Source organism: Pseudodesulfovibrio cashew (assembly GCF_009762795.1).
GTDB classification, from domain to species: Bacteria; Desulfobacterota; Desulfovibrionia; order Desulfovibrionales; family Desulfovibrionaceae; genus Pseudodesulfovibrio; species Pseudodesulfovibrio cashew.
Window position 1 is genome coordinate 1200949 of the sequence record NZ_CP046400.1, and the last position, 21475, is coordinate 1222423.

The 21475-nt window shown below is 62.8% G+C and carries 16 protein-coding genes; 11 read left to right on the forward strand and 5 right to left on the reverse strand.

From position 1 onward, the window contains the following. Positions 1-24: 24 nt before the first annotated feature. From GM415_RS05295 to GM415_RS05305, 3 genes are all read right to left on the reverse strand, one after another. A complete protein-coding gene (locus GM415_RS05295) occupies positions 25-714 on the reverse strand; it encodes a flagellar hook assembly protein FlgD (protein WP_158946782.1) in 690 nt (229 codons plus the stop codon). Next, a complete protein-coding gene (locus tag GM415_RS05300; protein WP_158946783.1) occupies positions 711-1292 on the reverse strand; it encodes an RNA polymerase sigma factor in 582 nt (193 codons plus the stop codon). The genes GM415_RS05295 and GM415_RS05300 overlap by 4 nt, the downstream gene beginning before the upstream one ends. Positions 1293-1625: 333 nt before the next feature. Further along, positions 1626-2480, reverse strand: a complete 855-nt coding sequence (locus tag GM415_RS05305) for a flagellin N-terminal helical domain-containing protein (RefSeq protein WP_158946784.1) — start codon at positions 2478-2480, stop codon at positions 1626-1628. A gap of 253 nt (positions 2481-2733) precedes the next feature. Between GM415_RS05305 and GM415_RS05310 the strand changes: the two genes are divergently transcribed. The 4 genes from GM415_RS05310 to GM415_RS05325 are packed head-to-tail and all read left to right on the forward strand — an operon-like array spanning position 2734 to position 7433. Next, positions 2734-3444 (forward strand): response regulator transcription factor, encoded by a 711-nt coding sequence (locus GM415_RS05310; RefSeq protein WP_158946785.1) that lies wholly within the window; start codon positions 2734-2736, stop codon positions 3442-3444. Next, positions 3444-5360, forward strand: coding sequence for a TonB-dependent receptor plug domain-containing protein (locus GM415_RS05315; protein WP_158950784.1), 1917 nt, complete (start codon positions 3444-3446; stop codon positions 5358-5360). The genes GM415_RS05310 and GM415_RS05315 overlap by 1 nt, the downstream gene beginning before the upstream one ends. Further along, positions 5360-5899, forward strand: coding sequence for a YfiR family protein (locus GM415_RS05320; RefSeq protein WP_158946786.1), 540 nt, complete (start codon positions 5360-5362; stop codon positions 5897-5899). The genes GM415_RS05315 and GM415_RS05320 overlap by 1 nt, the downstream gene beginning before the upstream one ends. Next, positions 5892-7433, forward strand: coding sequence for a HAMP domain-containing sensor histidine kinase (locus GM415_RS05325; protein WP_158946787.1), 1542 nt, complete (start codon positions 5892-5894; stop codon positions 7431-7433). Before GM415_RS05320 ends, GM415_RS05325 begins: the two co-directional genes overlap by 8 nt. A 15-nt stretch (positions 7434-7448) precedes the next feature. Here the strand turns inward: GM415_RS05325 and GM415_RS05330 are convergent, their stop codons facing one another. Both GM415_RS05330 and GM415_RS05335 read right to left on the reverse strand, forming a co-directional pair. Further along, positions 7449-8834 carry a HAMP domain-containing sensor histidine kinase gene (locus GM415_RS05330; protein WP_158946788.1) on the reverse strand — a complete coding sequence of 462 codons (1386 nt, stop codon included), beginning with the start codon at positions 8832-8834 and terminating at the stop codon, positions 7449-7451. Further along, positions 8831-9538: a response regulator gene (locus tag GM415_RS05335; RefSeq protein ID WP_158946789.1), complete on the reverse strand. Its 708-nt coding sequence runs from the start codon at positions 9536-9538 to the stop codon at positions 8831-8833. Before GM415_RS05335 ends, GM415_RS05330 begins: the two co-directional genes overlap by 4 nt. A 141-nt stretch (positions 9539-9679) precedes the next feature. Between GM415_RS05335 and GM415_RS05340 the strand changes: the two genes are divergently transcribed. The 7 genes from GM415_RS05340 (at position 9680) to ispD (ending at position 21313) form a co-directional block, all read left to right on the forward strand. Continuing rightward, positions 9680-11137 (forward strand): efflux transporter outer membrane subunit, encoded by a 1458-nt coding sequence (locus tag GM415_RS05340; RefSeq protein ID WP_158946790.1) that lies wholly within the window; start codon positions 9680-9682, stop codon positions 11135-11137. Positions 11138-11141: 4 nt separating this feature from the next. Further along, positions 11142-12392 (forward strand): efflux RND transporter periplasmic adaptor subunit, encoded by a 1251-nt coding sequence (locus tag GM415_RS05345; protein ID WP_158946791.1) that lies wholly within the window; start codon positions 11142-11144, stop codon positions 12390-12392. Further along, positions 12385-15549, forward strand: a complete 3165-nt coding sequence (locus tag GM415_RS05350) for an efflux RND transporter permease subunit (RefSeq protein WP_158946792.1) — start codon at positions 12385-12387, stop codon at positions 15547-15549. The genes GM415_RS05345 and GM415_RS05350 overlap by 8 nt, the downstream gene beginning before the upstream one ends. A 1183-nt stretch (positions 15550-16732) precedes the next feature. Further along, complete coding sequence (locus GM415_RS05355; protein ID WP_158946793.1) at positions 16733-16954, forward strand: hypothetical protein; 222 nt, start codon at positions 16733-16735, stop codon at positions 16952-16954. A 20-nt stretch (positions 16955-16974) separates the two neighbouring features. After that, positions 16975-17976: an arsenic resistance protein gene (locus GM415_RS05360; protein WP_158946794.1), complete on the forward strand. Its 1002-nt coding sequence runs from the start codon at positions 16975-16977 to the stop codon at positions 17974-17976. A 203-nt stretch (positions 17977-18179) separates the two neighbouring features. Beyond that, on the forward strand, positions 18180-19943 hold the full coding sequence (locus GM415_RS05365; protein ID WP_158946795.1) for a 6-hydroxymethylpterin diphosphokinase MptE-like protein: 1764 nt from the start codon (positions 18180-18182) through the stop codon (positions 19941-19943). Then, entirely contained in the window at positions 19940-21313 is a 1374-nt protein-coding gene (ispD, locus tag GM415_RS05370) for a 2-C-methyl-D-erythritol 4-phosphate cytidylyltransferase (RefSeq protein WP_158946796.1), read from the forward strand. Before GM415_RS05365 ends, ispD begins: the two co-directional genes overlap by 4 nt. Positions 21314-21475: the final 162 nt, after the last annotated feature.

Below are 21475 nucleotides of genomic sequence, written 5' to 3' on the forward strand. Positions count from 1 at the left end.
CTTGATTTCTCGTTCCCGCCGGTCCTAGGAGCCGGTCGCGTAGGTTACGTCCGTCAGGTTGACGGTTCGCCCGTCGTCCAGGACCAGAACCACGCCGTCGTCGGTGGTGCTCACGCCCGTCACGGTGCCGGTCGTGGTGGTGGACACGTCGAGGTCCTCGCCGTCGCTGTCCGTGGCGCTGAACACCAGGGTGTAGGTGCCGTCGTCGCATTCCTCGCCGTCGTAGTCGGTGCCGTCCCAGGTGAAGGTGGAGGTGCCGGACTCCACATCGCTGTATGTCAGGGTGTTCACGATGGAGCCGCTGGAGTCGTAGATGTTGATGGTCAGCTCTGCGGCGTCGTCCTCCAGCTCGAAGTAGAGGTCCGAGACGTCGTCGCCGTCCTTGACCACGGTGTAGCCCTCGGCCTCGACTTCCTTGCCGATGTAGCCCAGGCCGGAGACCGAACTCATGGCGGTCAGCGCGTCGGTCAGGGTGTCCATCTTGTCGTTCAGGGAGGTCAGCTCATCGAGCTGGGAATACTGGGTGAGCTGGTTGACCATCTCGGTGTTGTCCATGGGCTCGGTGGGGTCCTGGTATTCCAGTTCCGTGACCAGCAGGGTGAGGAAGTCCTCGGAAGTGAGCGAGGTCAGCTCGTCCGTGGTGGTGTATTCCACGGTGCTGGTGGTGCTGGAGGAGGTCAGGGAGTCGTAATAGCTGGTGGTGACGGTGCTCATGAGACCTTCCTCCTCTGCGTCTCCGCAGTTCGGGGCGCATGAATGGGGGCGGAAGCGCCATAGTGGTCGCGAAGCCGTTCCAGGGCCTGGAACTTGAGACTGCGGACCGTGCGGTTGGTGATGCCGAGCCGCTGTGCGACTTCGCCGGTTTCCAGTCCTTCCTTGAAGAGCAGGGTGATGACTTCGGTCTGGCGTCCGGTGAGCACGCCCGCAGGCAGGCTGAAAAGCACGGCGTCCACGGTCTGGAAGGTCCTGGCCGGATGTCTCTCCGAAAGGATTGCTTCCATCCAGCGCAGCTTCTTTCTGTAGTAATCGATGGCGGTCGTTCTGCAGATGATGTTCAACCAGGTAATGAACGAGCTCTTTTCACTGTTGTATTTGGAAATATAGTCATTCTTGAATATTTTGAGCGCCACTTCCTGGAAAATATCGTCTACTTCTGAATTTTGAAGGTTGATATTCTTCGCTTTCACAAAGTTGTGGATAAGCTTGTATATCAACTTTGAGTGTTCCTTGAAGAGAGTGGTATACGATACTTCTTCTCTGGATCGTTCCATTTCTGCGAGTATGTTGCTCATTGCGGACCTCCTGACAGGCAATTCAGCAACTGCAATGCCGCGATGCATTAATTAAATGGAAAGTATTATTAACTTGAAATATTCATTTATCCTGAATTCATCAGTTTTATGTTTGCTCTCACTACGATTCTGAAGCTGAAATAAATAAATCTTAATACAATTTCCCGTTCAGAAGCATTGTTTCAGGGCAGTGATGCAGTCGCAGTACGGGGAGGCATTTTTTGCCTTTTGGGCGAAAAAAAGTGCAACCATCCGCCGGGTTGCGGCGATTACTAAAGGAGAGGACCGGCCCGGAGGTCATCCCGGGCCGGTCCGTCTTGGAGAAGGTGATGGCTAGCCGATCAGGGACAGCGCCATCTGCGGCAGAGAGTTGGCCTGAGAGAGCATGGCCACAGCAGACTGAGTGATGATCTGCTGCTTGGTGTACTCCGTCATTTCAGTGGCCACATCCACATCCGAGATGCGGGATTCCGCCGCCTGGAGGTTTTCCGCCTGGATTTCCAGGTTGGAAATGGTTGCCGAGAGCCTGTTCTGCATGGCTCCCAGATTGGCGCGGATCTTGTCCTTGGAGACGATGGCCGCGTCCAGGGCCTCGAGGGAGGCCTGGGCCAGGGCCTGGGTGGAGACGGTGGCGCCGGCACCGGTGCCGCTGCCAATGCCCACTCCCAGCGAGGAGGCCGTACACGTGTCGATAGTCACGGCGTACTTGTCCTCGGCGGAGTCGTTGCCGGTGCCGAAATGCACGGTCAGGCCGGTGCCGGACAGGTTGCCGTTGAGCAGGTAGATGCCGTTGAAGTCCGTGGCGTTGGCGATTCGGGTGATTTCCGAGGCCATGGCCTGGTACTCCGAGTCAATGATCAGCCGCTGGTCATCCGTGTAGGTGCCGGTGGCGGCCTGCTCGGCCAGTTCCTTCATGCGGATGAGCTTCTCGTCAATGACGGAGAGGGCGCCGTCCGCAGTCTGGATCATGGAGATGCCGTCGTTGGCATTCCTGACTCCCTGGTCGAGGGTCGAGATGTCGGAACGCATCAATTCGCGGACCGCGAGTCCTGCCGCATCGTCCGCAGCGGAGTTGATGCGAAGTCCCGAAGAGAGTCGTTCGGTTGAGGTGCTCAACGCGTTGTAGGCGTCGTTGAGGTGGCGGGCTGCCGAATTAGCCATAGTGTTGTTGTTAACTACCAGAGACATACTTTCCTCCTTGAAAGCTTGTGCATCCATGCAGAACCCGATTCACCATGAGTCGGATTCAATTTGCACATGTATACGGAGGAAAATGCGCAGACCGTTCATGTGGGAAAAAAATTCCCTGCTCGGTAGTGCAGTGGCTGATTAGAAAAGTACAGTCTGTCTTAATGTTTCTTTATGTAATTTATAAAATTTAACAAAAAAATGATTCCTCTGCCCAATCTAAATACTTATTTTGATACTAAAGGAGTATGTAATGAATGACATCTTGCTCGTCGACGACGACCCGGAACTGGCGGAAATGGTCACCAGTTACCTGGCCGGAGAAGGCTTCACCTGGGAGGTGGCCTTCAGCGGAAAGGAAGGACTGGGCAAACTCAAGGACAAGGAATACGGGCTCGTTCTTCTGGACGTCATGTTGCCGGACATGAGCGGATTCAACATCCTCTCTTCACTGCGAACCCACTCCCAGGTGCCTGTGGTCATGCTCACCGGCAGGGGAGACGAGATCGACCGCGTGGTCGGCCTGGAAATGGGCGCGGACGACTACATAGCCAAGCCCTTTGCCCTGCGCGAGCTGCTGGCGCGAATCCGCGCCGTGTTACGCCGTTATTCGGCGGTCCCGGAAGGAGAGGACGGGCGGTCCGGTCCGGTGCTCAAGAAGACCATCGAGTTCGGTGGCGTCACCCTGAATCGCAATGCCCGGACCCTGGCCCTGGACGACTCCCCCGTGCACCTGACCTCCACCGAGTTCGACCTGGTGGAACAGCTGGCCATGAATATGGGCAGCGTGGTCGAACGTGGCTCGCTCATGGAGAAGGCCCTGGGGCGGGGAGAGGATTTCGACGACTACGTTCTCAACGTGCACATGAGCAACCTGCGCAAAAAGCTCGGCGATCACGTCAGCATCAAGACCATTCGCGGCAAGGGATACCTGCTCGCCGCGCCCCAGCCGGGAGAGGCGTGATGCGGAGCGGAGGGGCGGCCCTGGCATTGTGGCTCTGCTACGCCCTTCTGTTCGGCCTTTATCCCGTCGCGGCCCTTGGCGATGACAGTGGCGAGCTCGCCTCCCTGGATCTCGAGGAGCTGATGGAGGTGGAAGTGGTCACGGCCACGCGCCGTGCCGAACCCCTGTCCCAGGTGGCGGGGGCCATCGTCGTGCTCGACGAGGAGGACATCTTCCGATCCGGGGCCACCTCCCTGGCCGAGGTGCTCAAGCTCGTGCCCGGCGTACATGTGGCCCAGATGGACCTGGACCGCTGGGCCGTGGGCATTCGCGGCTTCAACGGTCTGCTCAGCAACAAGCATCTCGTGCTCCTGGACGGCAGGCCCATCACTTCCCCGACCACGGCGGGAGTGGACTGGGGCGACATCGTGCCCCTGAGCATGGTCAAGCGGATCGAGGTGGTCAAAGGCACCTGGACCCACCTGTGGGGCGCGGACTCGTTCACCGGGGTAATCAACGTCATCACCAAGACTGCGGCCGAGACCCAGGGCGGGCAGAGCGTGACCCTGGCCGGAACTTCGGGCGTGTCCGAGACCCTCCGCTACGGAGGAGCCCTGGGAGACAACGGAAACTACCGGGCCTACACCGAATTGGGCTACCAGTCCGGCAACTGGATCGCCGAGAAACAGGATGCCCGCAGCTCCAGCGACTGGAAGAAGAAGCGGTTCGGGTTTCGCACCGATTGGGAAAATGCCTTTACCGATGCGCTTTCCCTCCAGGGCGATCTTTCGGTTTCCAGCATCGAGGACGGCGCTTCCGCCAACATGCACGTCTACGACTCGCACACCCGGGACAGAGTTAACGGTTACGCCCAGTTCGTCTGGAACAGAGCCCTGGGGCTGGATTCCGGCATCAATTTCCGGACCTCCTTCACCCGCAACGAGACCTCGGTGGACGACCTCACCGGCGGCACCAACACCCTGGACGCCGAGGTCCAGTACGCGGCCGAACAGATGGGCGCGCACCGTTTCACCTGGGGCATGGGCAGCCGCTACTACTGGGACAATATCGAGAGCGGAGACCACACCAGCATCGGTCAGGACAACCGGTACACCTTCACGGCCAACGGCTTCGCCATGGACCGGATCACCCTGAGCGAAGACAGCCTCTACCTCACCCTCGGCACCAAGTTCGATTACTTCGGGCAGACTCCGATCGAAATACAACCCACGGCCCGGCTACTGCACACCCGGGGGGACAAGGAGTTCTGGCTGGCCGTGTCCCGCGCCGTCCGCGCCGATACCCGCTGGCAGCGGAGCGGCAGCTACGTCATCGACGACCATGGGGTGGCGTACACGGTGAATCCGCCAGACTCCCTGACCACGGAAAAACTGCTCTCTTACGAGGCGGGCTACCGGCAGCGGATCGCGCCCGACCTGCGCTGGGACCTCTCCCTGTATGTCAACGACTACGACGAGCTGGCCATGCTCGTATTCAACCACGCCACTCATACCGCCACCCTGGGCAACGTGCTCAAGGGCACGGCCTACGGGGTGGAGGCGCAGTTGGAGTGGAAGGCTGCGGACTGGCTTACCCTGCGTCCCTCGGCCAGCACCATTTACCAGAACATCTACGGCATGGATGAACCCCCCGGTGGCGAATCCATGCCCGAGGAAGGGCTCGGCTACGAGCTGAAGCTCCAGACCATGACCACGCCCATGAAGGACGTGGGGTTCGATTTCCTGGTCGGCTACATGGATGGCCCCACCGATCGCAACCTCCCCGGCTACTTCTCCCTGGAAGCCCATACATCCTGGCGGGCCTCCGAAACCCTCATGCTCGAACTCATCGGACGGAACCTCGGCGAGGCCACGGAACAATACTCCAGCCTCCAGGTGGGACCGAGCGTGGATCTGCGCATAACCTGGGACTTCTGATGCGCGGAATTCGGACCCTGTGCGCCACGCTCCTCCTGGGGATGACTCTCCTCTTCCCGGCTCCGGCCCATGCCGGAGGCAGGCGGCTGACCGCCAGCAGCGAGCAGTTGCAGGCCCTGTTCGTGCAGCGGCTGGTCAAGTACGTGGCCTGGCCGGGCGCGACTGGTCCCGCGCCGGGCGAGCCGTTCATCGTCGCCGCCACGGACGCCCGGAGCCTCAGGCCGTATTTCGACTCCGCCGCCGGACCGGATCATTTCGAGCTGGTGCAGTGGCCCGCCGAGAAGTTCCACGTCCTCGTGGTCAACAACGCTCCGGAACGGGAGGCCGCCGCCATCCTCCAGCGGGAGGCCGGGAGGCCGGTGCTGACCATCGGGCAGAGTGCACAGAATCTTCGACTGGGCGTCATCGTCAACTTCCGCATGGTGGGCGGCAAGATCCGCCTGCAGGTCAACCCCGTGGCTGCTGAGCGGGCCGGATTGTACATCAGTTCCAAGTTGTTGCGGATAGCACAGATATATCGGGAGAATGACGATGAGTGATGTCGGGCTCACCCCTCTGGGGCGGAAGATCGCCGCCGCCATCCTCGGCACCACGCTGCTGGCGCTCATCTTGGGGTTCCTGCTGAACCTGGGCCCCACGGTCTACGGGTTCCGCCAGGCCGCGGCGGAGCGGGCGAGTGCTCAGGCCGAGCTGCTGGCCGCCTCCCTGGCCGCTTCCGTGGATTTCGATGACCCGGCGGCCGCAGCCGAGAGCCTGGCGACCCTTTCCCTGGTCCGCGACGTGGCCGGGGCCGCTGTTTATGTGGGGACGTCCGCAACGCCTTTTGCCGCGTACGGAGTCTCTCCGGCACGGGTGGACGTCTCTTCGCTCACGGTCAGTTCGGGCTTCTCGGACATGGTCATCGCCTCTCCGGTCCCCGCTGGGGCCAAGGGCAGCGTGCTGGTCCTCGCAATCTCCCTCGAAGAGCAGTGGAAGATACTCAAGGATTACCTCCTGGTGGGCACCGTGCTCTTCCCTGTCATATTCTTCTTCAGCTACCGGATGGCCTGGCGCTTCAGGCGCAAACTGGGGGATCCTCTGGCCGAACTTACCTCCGTGGTCCGCGAGATATCCGGGAAAAAGGACTATTCCCGTCGCGTGGACTATGAGGGCGACGACGAGATCGGCGTACTGGTGTCCGAATTCAACGCCATGCTCCGCAGGGTTGAGCTTCGCGACGACCAGCTCAACCGGCACAAGGAGATCCTGGAGGCGACCGTGGACGAGCGGACTCTGGAGCTGCGGCGCAACCAGCTGGAGTTGTTGCGTAACAACCGCCTTCTGCTCTCCGAAATCAAGAAGCGCGCCAAGGCCGAGATGATCCGGGAGGAAGTGGAGCGCATCAACCGGCACGACCTCAAGTCCGGGTTGAGCCTGGTTATCGGCTACCCGGAGATCCTGCTCAACGAGGGCGGCCTGACCCCCGGTCAGCAGAAGAATATCCGGCGCATCCGCGCGGCGGGTTACCGGATGTTGGACATGATCAGCAATCAGCTCGACATCTTCAAGATGGAAAAGGGCATCTACACCCTGAGCACCTCCCGCGTGGACCTCATTGAGATCGTCTGCGGGCTGGAGGAGGAGTTCGCCCCCCTGCTGGAAAAAGGGGGGGTGGAGCTGGGGATCGATCTCGACGGCAGGGAGGTTGTGGGCGACGAGTTCTTCCCGGTTACCGGCGAGGCCGCACTGCTGCGGACCATGCTTCGCAACCTGATGCAGAACGCCATCGAGGCCTCGCGGCCCGGCGACTTGGTGACCGTCTCCTTCGAGAGCGTCGGGGACGGGCGAGTTCATGTGACCAATCCCGTGGCCGTGCCTGCCGAAATTCGCCGCCGCTTCTTCGACAAGTACGTTACCAGGGGCAAGGAGAACGGCACCGGCCTGGGGACCTATTTTGCCGCGCTGGTGGCCAAGACGCACGGGGCTGACATCGCCCTGCGTACCGGAGATGACATGGGCACGCTGATCTCCATCCGGTTCAAGAAGACCGTCCCGGCCGACGTTTCCGAAGCGGTGGAAGACGGCGCGTCGTGATTTCTAACTTCTGGATCAGTCCAGGGGCAGCAGCAGGGTCATACGGAATGTGCCGTTCGTCGAGGAGGCGGACATGGTGCCACCGTGGTCCTCCACGATACGCCGGGCAAAGGCGAGCCCAAGTCCGTTGCCTTCCACGTCATCGTAGCCCAACCGCTTGAACGGGGTGAAGAGCGCCTCCAGTTCCTGGGCCGTGAGCGGGGGATAGGGGTTGGAGACCGCCACGGTCAGGGCTTCTTCCCCGGCCAGGCTCTCCACCGTGATTTCTCCGTTTTCCGGGCCGTACTTGACGGCGTTGGCGAGCACATTGTCCAGGACCATGCGGATATCCTCGGCGCGACAGCGATATGCGGGCAGGGAGGATGCCACGCGCCTGACGGTCATGGCCTTGCGCTCCATGAGCGGCTGCTGGCGTTGCACGGCTTCTTCGATGAAATCGTTCAGGTCGATGGCGTCCTCGCGCGGGCCGGGGTCCTGGAGATCAAACTTGGAGAGGCGGAGGATCTTGTCGATGAGCCCGTCCATATGGTCGATCTCGGCCTCCATCTTGGCCACGTGTTTTGCCACGCCGTCCGTTCGTCCCGAATCCAGCCGGTCGCGGATGATCTGCTGGGAGATGCGGATGCGGGCCAGGGGGCTGCGCAGCTCATGGGAGAGGTTAGCTGTCAGCTCGCGTCCGCCCCGGATCATCTTTTCCAGATTCTCCGCCATGTGGTTGAAGGTCCGGGCCAGCCTGCCCACCTCGTCCTGGCGGTTGGTGTCCACGCGGGGGGAGAAATCGCCCCTGGCGAGGTGTTCGGCGGAGTCCGTGAGCTGGTTGATGGGCCGTGAAATGCGTCGGGAAATGGGGATGAGCATCAGCGCCGAAAGCGTGCCCATGAGCAACAGCCCCTTGAAGAACCAGACCTCCTCGCGGTGTTTCCCCCACTGGTGGAGCACGTGGACGGTCAGGACGGCGCCGTGGAACGGGACCAGGGTCACGCCGTACATGTTCTTTTCCTCGGCGTTGGGGCCCCGCTCAAGCAGGTAGAGTTTGCCCCCCGCAGGGGTATCCCTGGAAAACTTGATCTCTTCGGTTCCGCTGAGCGGCGGATTGCCGGGAAAGGATTTGGCCACGGTTCGGCCGTGGTCGTCTGTCACCCAGGCGTATCCCTCGAAGGCTCGCACATAGATGCCGAGGACGTCGTCCAGCCGCCGTTCCAGGGCCGGGCCGAGTTGCCGTCTTCCGGCCAACTCCTCCCGGAGAATCTCCCGAAGCTCGTCGGTGCGTTCTTCGGCGTGCCGGGTGGGCGGCGGCTGAATCTTGCCGATGCGGACCAGCAGGACGATGGCCAGCACGGCCAGGACCTGGACGACCACGAAGGCCGCCAGAATCTTGAAGTAGAGTTGGCTTATTTTCATGGCTCGTCCACGAACATGTAGCCCGTGCCCCAGACGGTCTTGATGCGTTTGGCGTGCTCCGGGTACGGCTTGAGCAGGGAGCGCAGCTTGGAGATGTGTACGTCGATGCTGCGGTCATAGGCCGAGAAGTCCCGGTCCCAGACCTTGTCCATGAGTGCGTCGCGGGTCAGGGCCCGGCCCGCATGGGTCATCAGCACCTTGAGCAGCCGGAACTCCGTGGCCGCCATCTCCAACTCGTCTGCGCCAGCGCGCAGGGTCTGCCGAGAGAGGTTGAGCGTCAGGCCGCCGGCCTGGATGGTCTTGACCCCGCCATTGCCTTCGGTCGAGCCGCCCGCCTCGAAGCGCCGGAGCACGGCCTTGATCCGTGCCAGCAGTTCGCGGGGGTTGAACGGCTTGGCCATGTAGTCGTCGGCCCCGAGCTCCAGGCCCACGATACGGTCCGTGTCCTCGCCCTTGGCCGTGAGCATGATCACGGGCACGGCGAATTCCCCGCGCAGCTCGCGCAGGACCTCCAGCCCGTCCTTGCCCGGCATCATTACGTCCAGGACCACCACGGCGGGCGATATCTCGCGCACGGTCCGGGCCGCCTCCATGCCCGAAGGCAGGGTGTGGACTGTGTAGCCGTACTCCTCCAGATATTCCAGGAGCAGTTCGCGCAGCTTGGCATCGTCGTCGATAATCAGGACAGGTCCTTGCATTTCCATGAATCTCCCGTACCCCCACTTCCTGCAAAAGGGAAAGGCGGCGGGCTGGTTTTTTACATCCTTTAACACTTTTTATCATCAACTACACACTCCTACCATCTTTCTCCCGTAGTAGTGAATCATCACTCTGGGAGATTGCACGTGAAATTCAATATTACGCATAGTCATTTCAAGGCCGCCTCGCCGCTGCTCTGCCTGCTGTTGCTGGTCTCTGCCTGCTCGCCGTTCAAGCCTTCGCCGCGCCAGGAACCTGTGGCACCGCTTCCGCAAGCCTTTTCCCTGTATTCGGAACAGGAGCCCGACACGGGCAGGTGGTGGGAAGCCTTCGGCAACGAGGAGCTGAACGGCCTGGTCGAGGAGGCGCTGGCCGCCAACACCGACATTCTTGTGGCCTGGGCCCGCCTGCGCCAGGCAGGGGCCACCGCCACCCAGTCCGCCGCGGACAAGTATCCGACCCTGGACGCCACCGGCGACTACTCGCACACCAGCACCCACGACAACGGCGGGCCCAAGCGGAACACCACCGCCGAGGAGCACGCCGTCGGCCTGAGTGCAGGGTATGAAGTGGACCTCTGGGGCCGCATCCGGGCCGCCTCGGCCTCGGACGACTACGAGTTCATGGCCACCCGCGAGGACGTCCGGACCACGGCCATGACCGTGGCTTCGGAGGTGGTTTCCCGCTGGCTGGAGATCCAGGCCGAGCGCCGTAAGAAGCGCATCCTGGCCGAGCAGATCAAGGCCAACCAGACCTATCTGGAGCTCATCGAGCTGCGCTTCCGCAACTCCATCTCCACGGCTCTGGACGTCTACCAGCAGCGCCAGAACCTGGCCGGAGTCCAGGCCAAGCTGCCGCCGGTGGAGTCCAACGAACAGACGCTCCTGCACGAGCTGGCCCTGCTCATGGGCAAGCCCGCCGGGAGCGTGACCGTGTCCGACGCCGACCTGCCCGAGCTTTCGTCCCTGCCGGGACTGGGCCTGCCTGCCGATCTTCTGGCCCACAGGCCTGATGTCCGGGCCGCCGGACTCCGGCTCTCTTCGGCCGACTGGTCCGTGGCAGCGGCCAGGGCCGACCGGCTGCCCTCCCTGAACCTGGCGGGCACGGCGGAGTATTCCGGCACCCAGCTGGCCACCCTTTTCAACAACTGGGCCCTGGGCCTGGCCGCTTCCATCGTGGGCCCCATCTTCGACGGCGGCTACCGCAAGGCCGAGGTGGAGAAAGCCCGGGGCGTGGTGGACGAGCGCATTGCCGACTACAGGAACACCGTCTACACGGCCTTCAAGGAAGTGGAGGACGCCCTGGTCCAGGAGAAGTGGCAGAAGAAATACATCACCGCCCTGGGCACACAGCACGATGCCGCAAGGACCTCCCTGAGCGAAGCCGTTTCCCGTTATACGCAGGGGCTGGACGACTACCTGCCCGTGCTCAGCGCATTGCTCTCCGTTCAGGACCTGGAACTGACCATGGCTGACGAGCAAACCAACCTGCTTCTGTACCGCGTGGCCCTGCACCGCGCTCTGGGCGGCGACTGGACCGACGGGCTCCAGCCTCCGGCGATCGAAACGAAACCCCGGGAAACTTCCACCGGGAACCAAGGATAAATTTATGCACAAGACCGACAGCAAGACCTGGTCCCTGTTCAGCCTGAAGACGATCGTCCCGGCTGCGATCATCCTTCTGGCCGCCGTTGCCGCCTACGCCATGGTCGCCACCGCGCCCAAGGCGCGGAAAAAGGCGCCCGTCGCCATTCGTCCCACGGTGGAGACGGCGAACGTGTCCCCGGCCAGCCGCCGCGTGTGGGTCCCGGCCATGGGTACCGTTGTGGCGGCCCGCGAGATATCCCTTGAGGCCCGGGTGTCCGGCGAGGTCAAGACCGTCAGCGCCATGTTCGTACCCGGCGGCTTCTTCAAGACCGGCGAGGAAATCCTGACTCTCGACCCCGAGGACTACGCCCTTGCCCTGAGCGAGGTGCAGTCCGAGGTGGCCAGCGCCGAGTACGACCTCAAGGTCGAGCAGGGCTACCAGAATGTCTCCGCAAGGGAGTGGGACCTGCTCAAGGGCACGGCCAAGGGAACCAAGGCGGACGAAGAACTGGCCCTGAGAAAACCGCACTTGGAAAAAGCCAAGGCCGCGCTCAAGGCTGCCAGGGCCAAGCTCAGGCAGGCTAAGCTTGACCTGGAACGGACCCGGATCACGGCTCCGTTCGCGGCCATGGTCGAGGCCAAGAGCACCGACATCGGGGCCACTGTCTCCGAGCAGGAGGCCCTGGCCACCCTGGTGGGCACGGATGAATTCTGGATCGAGGTCTCGGTCCCCACGGACCGGCTTGGCTGGATCAATATCCCGGTCGGCGCGTCCGAAGGGGCGTTGGCCCGCATCCTGACCGGTAGCGGAGCGAACCGCTCCGAGCGCGAGGGCAGGGTGATTCGCCTGCTGCCCTCCCTTGAAAGCGAAGGCCGCATGGCCCGCCTGCTGATTTCGGTCAAGGACCCCCTGAATCTGGCCGGGAACGCCGACGTCAAGCCGCTTCTGCTTGGCAGTTACGTGTCCGTGCAGATCGACGGCGGTACCCTGGACGGCGTGTACGCCATCCCGCGCACCGCCTTCCGTGAGAACAATACGGTCTGGGTCCTGTCGGACAAGGGGACCCTGGACATCCGCACCTTGAACCCGGTCTGGCGCGACAATGAAGCCGTGGTCTTCGACCAGGGGTTGGCCCAGGGCGAGAGGGTGGTTACCTCCAACCTTTCCGCGCCCATCCAGGGTATGGCCCTGCGCGGCGCGACCGAGGCGGAGGCCGAATCCGGCACGCCTGACGCCATTGGCGTGAAGGCGGAGGAGGGCGGCAATGGCTAGCCCGGAAAACAAGGCCCCCAAGGGTCCCATCGCCTGGATGGCAGGCAACTCGGTCGCCGCCAACCTGGTCATGATCGTCTTGCTGGTCGGCGGGTTGATCTTCGGCTTCCAGATCAAGCAGGAGGTCTTTCCCGAGTTCTCTCTGGACACGGTCTCCATCTCCGTCTCCTACCCCGGGGCCAGCCCCGAGGAGGTGGAGCAGGGCGTGATTCTGGCCGTAGAGCAGGCCGTCCAGGGCCTTGATGGCGTGAAGGAGGTCACTTCCTCTTCCGCAGAAGGCAGCGGCAGCGTGCAGGTGGAGGCCCTGGAGGGGGCCAACCTGCAGAAGCTCGCCCAGGACATCAAGACCGAGGTGGACAGGATCTCCTCCTTCCCCGAGGAAGCCGAGGACCCGGTCATCTCCGAGGTGTCCCACACTCGCGAGGTGCTCTCGGTCATGGTCTACGGCGACCAGCCCCAGGTTACCCTGCGCGAGGTGGCCGAGCAGTTGCGCGAGGAACTGCTCGCCGACACGGGCATCACCCAGGTGGAGCTGGCCGAGGTCAGCGACCTCCAGATTTCCATCGAAGTTCCCCAAGCCAAGCTGCGAGCCCACGGGCTGACTCTCCAGGAAGTGGCGGACCGGCTGGGCGAGGCCTCGGTTGACCTGCCCGGCGGCGGTATCAAGGCCGACTCCGGGGAAATTCTCGTGCGCATGAAGGAACGTCGCGACTACGGCCAGGACTTCGCCCGCACGCCCATCGTTACTGGTAGCGACGGCACCCAGGTGCTGCTGGAGGACATCGCCACGGTCATCGACGGGTTCGAGGACGACGACATCGTTACCACCTATGACGGCATGCCCGCCGTGCGCCTTCAGGTCTACCGTGTAGGCACCCAGACGCCCATCACCGTGTCCGACGCCGTGCACAGGCAGTTGGAGACCTTTGAGCAGCGTCTGCCGGACAGCGTGCACGTCGAGGTGCTCAACGACATGTCCGAGGTTTTCTCCCAGCGCATGGACCTGTTGCTGACCAACGGCTACATGGGGTTGGTCCTGGTCTTTGTCTTCCTGGCCCTGTTCCTGGAGCCCCGGCTCGCCTTCTGGGTGGCCATGGGCATCCCCATTTCCTTTTTGGGCAGCTTCCTGATTCTCACCGCCGTGGGCGTGTCCATCAACATGATCACCATGTTCGCCTTCCTGATCTCTCTGGGTATCGTCGTGGACGACGCCATCGTGGTCGGCGAGAACGTGTTCACCATGCGCCAGCAGGGCATGCCTCCGCTCCAGGCCGCCATCAAGGGCGCGCAGAGCATCGCCATGCCCGTGGTCTTCAGCGTGCTGACCAACATCGTGGCCTTCCTGCCGCTCATGTTCGTACCCGGTGTCATGGGCAAGATATTCTGGTCCATCCCAGTGGTTGTCATCTCCGTTTTCTCCATCTCCCTGGTCGAGTCCCTGTTCGTCCTGCCCGCCCACCTGGCCCACCTGAAGGAAGGGCACCGCAGCCGGATCATGCTCTGGATCACGCGCTATCAGGAGCGGGTGGCGAACAAGTTGCTGCACTTCATTCGCAACGGCTACCGCCCCTTCCTGGATTGGAGCATGCAGTGGCGCTACGCGGTGGTGGCTCTGGGCATCGGGCTGCTGGCTCTGACCGGCGCTTTCGTCATGTCGGGTCGTCTCGGCTTCACGCTCATGCCCAAGGTCGAGTCGGACTATGCCTATGTGGAGGCCGAGTTGCCGTACGGGTCCGCCGTGGAACGCTCCAAAACCGTTCTCACGCGGCTGGAAGCGGCCGCCGAGCGGGTCCGCGACGCCAACGGCGGCGATAGGTTGGTCGAGGGCATCAACGCCAAGATCGGCGGCGAGGGGCGTGACGTCTCCGGCACCCACGTGGTCAAGATACGGGTATATCTCACCCCGGCGGACCAGCGTCCCATCTCAACGGACGAGTTCGTGGCCCGGTGGCGCAAGGAGGCCGGGACCATCCCCGGTCTGGAGACCATCAGTTTTGCGGCCGACAAGGGCGGCCCCGGCGCGGGCGAGGCCCTGGAGTTCGAACTGAGCCATTCCGACGTGACCACCCTGGAGAGCGCGGCGTCCGCACTGGCCGACGCCCTGGAGCAGTACCCGCGCGTCAAGGACGTGGACGATGGTTTCTCGCCCGGTAAGCGCCAGCTCGACTTCACCATCACCCCGGCCGGGACGAGCCTCGGGCTCACCGCCGAGGACGTGGCACGCCAGGTCCGCGCCGCCTACTACGGCACCGAGGTCCTGCGCCAGCAGCGCGGCCGCAACGAGATCAAAGTGGTGGTGCGCCGCCCCGAAAACGAGCGCGTCTCGGAATACGATCTGGAGGAGCTGATGGTCATGACCCCCTCGGGCACGGAAGTCCCGCTGAGGGAGGTGGTGGACATCAAGCAGGGCCGTGCCTACACGGTCATCAAACGGCGCGACGGACGACGGGTCCTCTCGGTCACCGCCGACGTCACCCCGCGCGACCAGGCCTCCCAGGTCATGAATGCGGTCATGAAGGACGTCCTGCCCGGCCTCAAGGCCCAGTATCCGGGCCTGAGCTGCACCATGCAGGGCAAGCAGGCGGACATGAGTGAAAGCGTGACCAGCCTGATGACAGGACTGCTTCTGGCCATGCTCTGCATCTACGCTCTGCTGGCCATTCCGTTCCAGAGCTATGTTCAGCCGCTGATCATCATGGTCTGCATCCCCTTCGGCGCGGTGGGGGCCGTGTTCGGGCACATCCTGATGGGCTACTCCATCTCCCTGATGAGTCTGCTCGGCATCGTGGCCCTGTCCGGTGTGGTGGTAAACGACTCCCTGGTCTTCATCGAGTTCGCCAACAGCCGCCGCAAGCTCGGGCACTGCGCCCATGACGCGGTCCTGGAGGCGGGTACGGCGCGGTTCCGGCCCATCCTGCTGACCACCCTGACCACCTTCAGCGGCCTGGCGCCCATGATTCTGGAGACCTCGCGGCAGGCGCGGTTCCTGATCCCCATGGCTTTGTCCCTGGGATTCGGTATCCTGTTCGCCACGCTGATCACCCTGATCCTGGTGCCGTCACTGTATATGATCCTGGACGATTTCCTGCTTTGGTTCCGGCGGGTTTTTTCCCGGTCCGAGGCTGTTGCGGAGTCGTCGGCGTCCAGTCAACGGTGATATAAGAGGAAGAGGAAAAGGAAGCCGCCTTTCAGGCGGCGATGATTGCTTTGAGGATTTCGTCCCTCCGGGCCGACTTACTTTTGGACCAGAGCGCCCAAAAGTAAGCAAAAGTCGCTCTGTTGGTACTGCAGCGCGATCTCGTGGCCAAGAGCCGCTAACACGGCTTCCGCTGCCCGAAAAGCGAAAGCCTGCCGGGCAGGCGCGCTTCGGGCTGCACTTCAGCCGTGTGCAAGCGGCTCTAAGCCCCGAGCTCGATGACCGGTCGCTGCCCGGGGTGACTGGTAGCTTGCAGTGTGTGGCAACTGTCTTTGCTCGACAAATCGAGTTAGCACCTGTCGGCGAATAAAAACAAGCAATTCGGCATGTTGACTTCCCCTTCGGAGGTCCGCAGTCAGCCCCTTGCTCACGGGCCTAGAAGCTCACCAAACCGGGCGGCGGCTCTTGTCCCTGGACCCGCACGGAGCGGGACGGCCTCCGAATGCTAAGGGGGGCAGATCGTCCCACTCAACGAAGTCCGGAGCCGACCGGGTTGGATGAGATTCTCGCCCGAGAGCACCGGGGCGGGGAGAACATACACAGCGACCTTTCTTTGCTACTTCCTTTGGGCGCCGCCAAAGAAAGTAGGCCCGCCCGGCAGGGCATGGAGGGCTTTTGGGGCATAGCCCCAAACCCGGCTCTCTGCCGGAGTGAGGCAGCATGCCTAGCTGGTGATCAAAAAAGAGAAAGAGAAACGGAGGCCGCCTGTAGCGGCGATGGATGTAGGAAGGGTTTCGGCCCTTCCGGGCCGACTTACTTTTGGACCAGAGCGCCCAAAAGTAAGCAAAAGTCGCTCTGTTGGTGCTGCAGCGCGATCTCGTGGTCAAGAGCCGCTAACACGGCTTCTGCTGCCCGAAAAGCGAAAGCCTGCGGGCAGGCGCGCTTCGGGCTGGGCTTCAGCCGTGTGCAAGCGGCTCTAAGCCCCGAGCTCGATGATCGGTTGTTGCCGGGGCGGGAGGTGACTTGCCGTGGGCGGCTATTGCCGTAAGTCCGGCAATTCGAGCTGGCACCTTGTTACGAATCAGAAAGAAGTAATTCGGCTCTCCGCCGGAGCATATTGCGAAAAAACATCCTCCCTTGATCGTGATCAATGCGCGATCAGGCCGCCAGGCCTAAATTGGAGCCACAAACCAAGGAGGCTCCCATGTCCGTTATTACCGTCAACTGTCCGTATTGCGCCGCTGTCCGGTCCCTGCCCGCCCCGCAGGACTACAGCCCGTTCTATGTCGATTGCGACCGCTGTTCCGAGCGGTTCATCGTGGAACCGGTCCAGAACGGGACCATGGTCTACCGCGACGGCGAAGCCCCGTGCTGCTCCGACCCTGAGTGCCGGGCCACTGAAATGGGCGACGCCGGTCAGGACTGATACGAAGGAGGAATTAGAATATGTTGACCTTGTTGAAGAAATTGTCCGCTCATCTCATTCTGGCCATCCCGGTCATGATGCTCGCGGGCTTTGCCTGCGGCATGCTCATGGATGCGTCCCAGCTCAAGGCCCTGATCGTGCCCTTCACCTTTCTCATGGTCTACCCGATGATGGTCACCCTCAAGGTCCGCAAGGTCTTCGAGGGCGGCGACATCAAGGCCCAGGTCCTGACCCAGTGCATCAATTTCGGGGTGGTCCCCTTTCTCGCCTTTGCGGCGGGCAGGATCTTCTTTCATGACAACCCCTACATGGCGCTGGGGCTGCTCCTGGCCGGGCTGGTGCCCACCTCGGGCATGACCATCTCCTGGACCGGCTTTGCCAAGGGCAACATGTCCGCTGCCGTGAAGATGACCGTCATCGGCCTGGTGGCCGGGTCCCTGGCCACGCCGTTCTACGTGCAGGCGCTCATGGGCACGGCTATCGAAATGAGCCTGCTCGCGGTCTTCAAGCAGATCGTGTTCATCGTTTTCCTGCCCATGGTCCTGGGCTACGCCACCCAGCGCTACCTGGTGAAAAAGTACGGCCAGCCCCGGTTCCAGCGGGAGATCGGCCCCAACTTCCCACCGCTCTCCACCGTTGGCGTGCTCGGCATCGTCTTCGTGGCCATGGCCCTGAAGGCGCGGACCATCGCCGCCGCTCCCGAGATGCTCCTGTCCATCCTCGCGCCCCTGGCCCTGATCTATGCCCTGAACTTCATTCTCTCCACCGTGGTGGGCAAGGCGCTGCTGCCGCGCGGCGACGCCATCGCCCTGGTCTACGGCTCGGTCATGCGCAATCTATCCATCGCCCTGGCCATCGCCATCAACGCCTTTGGCGCAGAGGGCTCGGACGCGGCCCTGGTCATCGCCATGGCCTACATCATCCAGGTTCAGTCCGCGGCCTGGTACGTGCGCTTCACCCCGAAGCTGTTCGGCCCCGCCGAGGAGCCGGAAGCGGTACCCGAGCCCCAACCGGCCAGGTAGTCTTCCGCCGACCTGCACGCTCCATTTCGGCGCTCCCCGTTCCGGCATTTTGTTGCCGAAGCGGGGAGCGCCGTCGGTTTGATCGGACCTTTGGTTGCGTTCTCTCACTGACGGAATGCATTTTTGTTTCGTTCACTGAATGATTTTAGCACCAAATTTGCAATTCCTGCGGCGAGCGTTAACTTTTTGACCGTGGGAGCAGCGTGGTCCGCTATCGACTCAATCCGACATTTGTCGGCGAAATACCTGAAGATCATTGGCATGGACAGCTGGTGGTCGCCTTTGGTCGTGTCCGGATTGACGCGGCCATTCCCGAGGACCGGGTCTGGCGGGTGGAAAATCCTGCCGGGGACGGAATCAGGGGATTTGCCGACCGTCTCAGGCCCGAGCTGCTGGTGGACGGCATCTTTTTCGTGGTGCCCGAGTCCCTGGAGCCGGAGGACGCCTGTGCGGTTTTCGACATCCAGAGGCTCCTCATCCATCTGCACTACAAGTATGTCTATTTCCCACAGCGCTCCCTATCCACCGCCGACGTGGCGGGCGTGCGCGAGGAGTCGCTGCCCGACGTCATCCGGGAGATCAACCAGCTCAGGAACTATCCCTGGCTGCTGAGCTCCCCGCTCACGGACAAGCTGGCCCGTGAGAAGATCGGCCTGCCGCTGCTGGTGGTCCTGCCCGGTCCGTCCATGCACGAGGTGCTGCCCCGCCTGGAGGCCATGCGCGACCACTGTCTGGTGGCCTGCGTGGGTCGGACCGTGAACGACTGCCTCCATGCAGGCGTGATCCCGGACGTGGTTATCCAGCTCGACACCTATCAGGTGCAGCGCAACTTCTACGAGAATCTGCCTGACATGCCGGAGACCCTGCTGGTCCCGCTCTCCATCTGTCCGTTCTATCCCTATGCCCGCAAGTTCCGGGGCGTGGTCATGATGGACAGCTTCAACCTGGAGCTGCTGCCCAACCCGGCCCGGCTGCGGGAGTCCTACGTCTCCACCATCACCGCCTGCCTGGGGCTCGCCGAGGCTCTGCACGCCCCGCACTGCTTCATCGCCGGGGCCGACCTCTCCGCGCCGCTGGCCCTGGCCGGTCATCCGTACGAGGGGCGGACGAGCGGGCCGTTGCCGGTCTTTTCACACCGCAACACCTATCTTTTTCAACGCCGGGACGGCTCCCTTGCCCAGGGATGGGACTATTTCATTGCCACGGCCCAGGAGGTGGACCAGTTCGCCGAGGCCATCGGCCAAAACACGGGCACGCGCTTCTATTCGACCACGGACGCCACGCTGCTGTCGCGCCGCTGGTTCCCCCATGGACCGCCCGAGACGATTCTCGGGCTGCCGCAGGTGGACCGCGCCGTGTTCCTGGCCGCCGTGGACCGCGTCCTGGCCGTGCGCGAGGACGTGGACATCACCCGTACGCGCATGCACCTGCTCCGCCTGCTGGAGGAGGTGCGCGGGGCCGAGACCGCCTATGTTGGCGGCGGGGTCCCCCGTGAGGTGCTGGAAAACCACACCCTGACCAAGGCCGTGGGTCGCATGCGCAATCCCATGCTCAAGGGGGATGTGGACCGGGTGGGCGTGGCCGCAAGGGTGGCGTCCAAGTGGCGCGAGGCCCTGAACGATGCTCGGTTGCTGATCCAGGCCGTGACCCAGGCCGGGCGTGGCCGTGCCGTGCCGCTGCTCTGCCTGCCCCATGAGGTCGAGCCGCTCAAAATGATGCTCGGACGCATTGTCGGTGGTGGCCGCTGGGAGCTGTTCACCATCTCCACGCCGCCGTGCCCGCCGTTCCCCGAGGCCGAGACCCTGGCCGTGAACGACGTGCTGGGCTGGCTGGCCGGACAGCAGGCGGTTTTTGCCTCCCCCGGCATCATGAAGGAATTTGAATACATTATGGATTACGCGCCCGGCGGCAATGTGTATGACCTGCGCCGCGTAGCCGGGCCGGAAATCAAGAGGGAAACGGTATGAGCAGACCCAAGCGTTACTGCATCCTGCTTGCTGCGGGGTCCGGGAACCGGATGAACTTCCCCACCCCCAAGCAGTTTCTGAAGCTGGCGGGGCGGACCATCATCGAGCACACCCTGGACATGGTGGACGGCCACCCCGAGGTTGATGAGATCTTCATCGTCACGGACCGGGACTACCGCTCGTTCCTGGAGGAGATCCTCCTGCGCAACCATTACGCCAAGGTGACCAAGGTGCTCAACGGCGGCGCGTCCCGCCGGGAGAGTTCGGCCTCGGGCATTTTCGCCGTGGAAGAGGACGACGCCCTGGTCCTGCTGCACGACGCGGTCAGGCCCTTCCTCAGCCACCGGATCATCTCCGACTGCTACCGGGCCCTGGAGACCCACGCCTCGGTGGATGTGGCCGTGCCTGCGGTGGACACCATCATCGAGGTTGACGAGGCGGACGCCATCGCGGCCATCCCCAACCGGGCCAGGCTGCGCCGTGGTCAAACGCCACAGGGGTTCCGCGCTTCGGTTCTGCGCGAGGCCCACGAACGGGCCATGGCGGACGAGGGCGTGGAAGTCACCGACGACTGCGGCCTGATCCTGCGCTACGGCCTGGGCGAAGTACACGTGGTGGAGGGCGAGGAGCGGAACATCAAGATCACCTATCCCGAGGACCTCTACCTGGCGGACAAGATTTTCCAGTTGAAGACCGTGGACATCGAGCCTTTGCGCACCGGGAGAACCCTGGAGGGCAAGGTGGTGGCGGTGTTCGGCGCCAGCCGGGGCATCGGCGCGGAGATCATGCGTCTTGGCGCGGAGCAGGGCGGCGTCATGCGCGGCTTTTCCCGCTCAAGCGGTGTGGACGTCCGAGACTACGCCTCGGTTCGGGAGGTCATGGAGCAGGTGTATGCAGAGACCGGACGCATCGACGCCGTGGTCAACACCGCAGCCATCCTGCGCTCGGGCACGCTGCTCTCGCGTGACATCGAGGACGTCAACCTGGAGATCGGCATCAACTACACCGGGGCCATCAACGTGGTCAAAGCTGGGCTGGATTATCTCAAGGAATCCCAGGGAGGTGTGGCGTTGTTCACCTCCAGCTCCTACACCCGTGGCCGCGCCCTGTACACGGTCTATTCCTCGACCAAGGCCGCCGTGGTCAACCTGACCCAGGGGCTGGCCGAGGAGCTACACGCGGACGGGGTGCGCATCAACGCGATCAACCCGGAGCGGACCAACACACCCATGCGGCGGGAGAATTTCGGCGTGGAGCCGGAGCACACCCTGCTCTCGGCAGAGGCCGTGGCCAAGGCCACCATCGATACCCTGCTGGCCGATTTCTCCGGCATGGTCGTGGACGTCCGCCGCGAAACGGACGGCTCTTAAAATACATAGAGCTGAATCCTATGGTCATAAAAAAGCATAGTCTCGCGCCATAGGCGCAAAACGGGGATGCAAGGGGCTCAACCCCTTGCCCGCCGGAGGCGAAATCACCCGAAAATAGCCGCCAAAAGGCGGCATCAACTCCTGATTTTAGCCCGCACGATT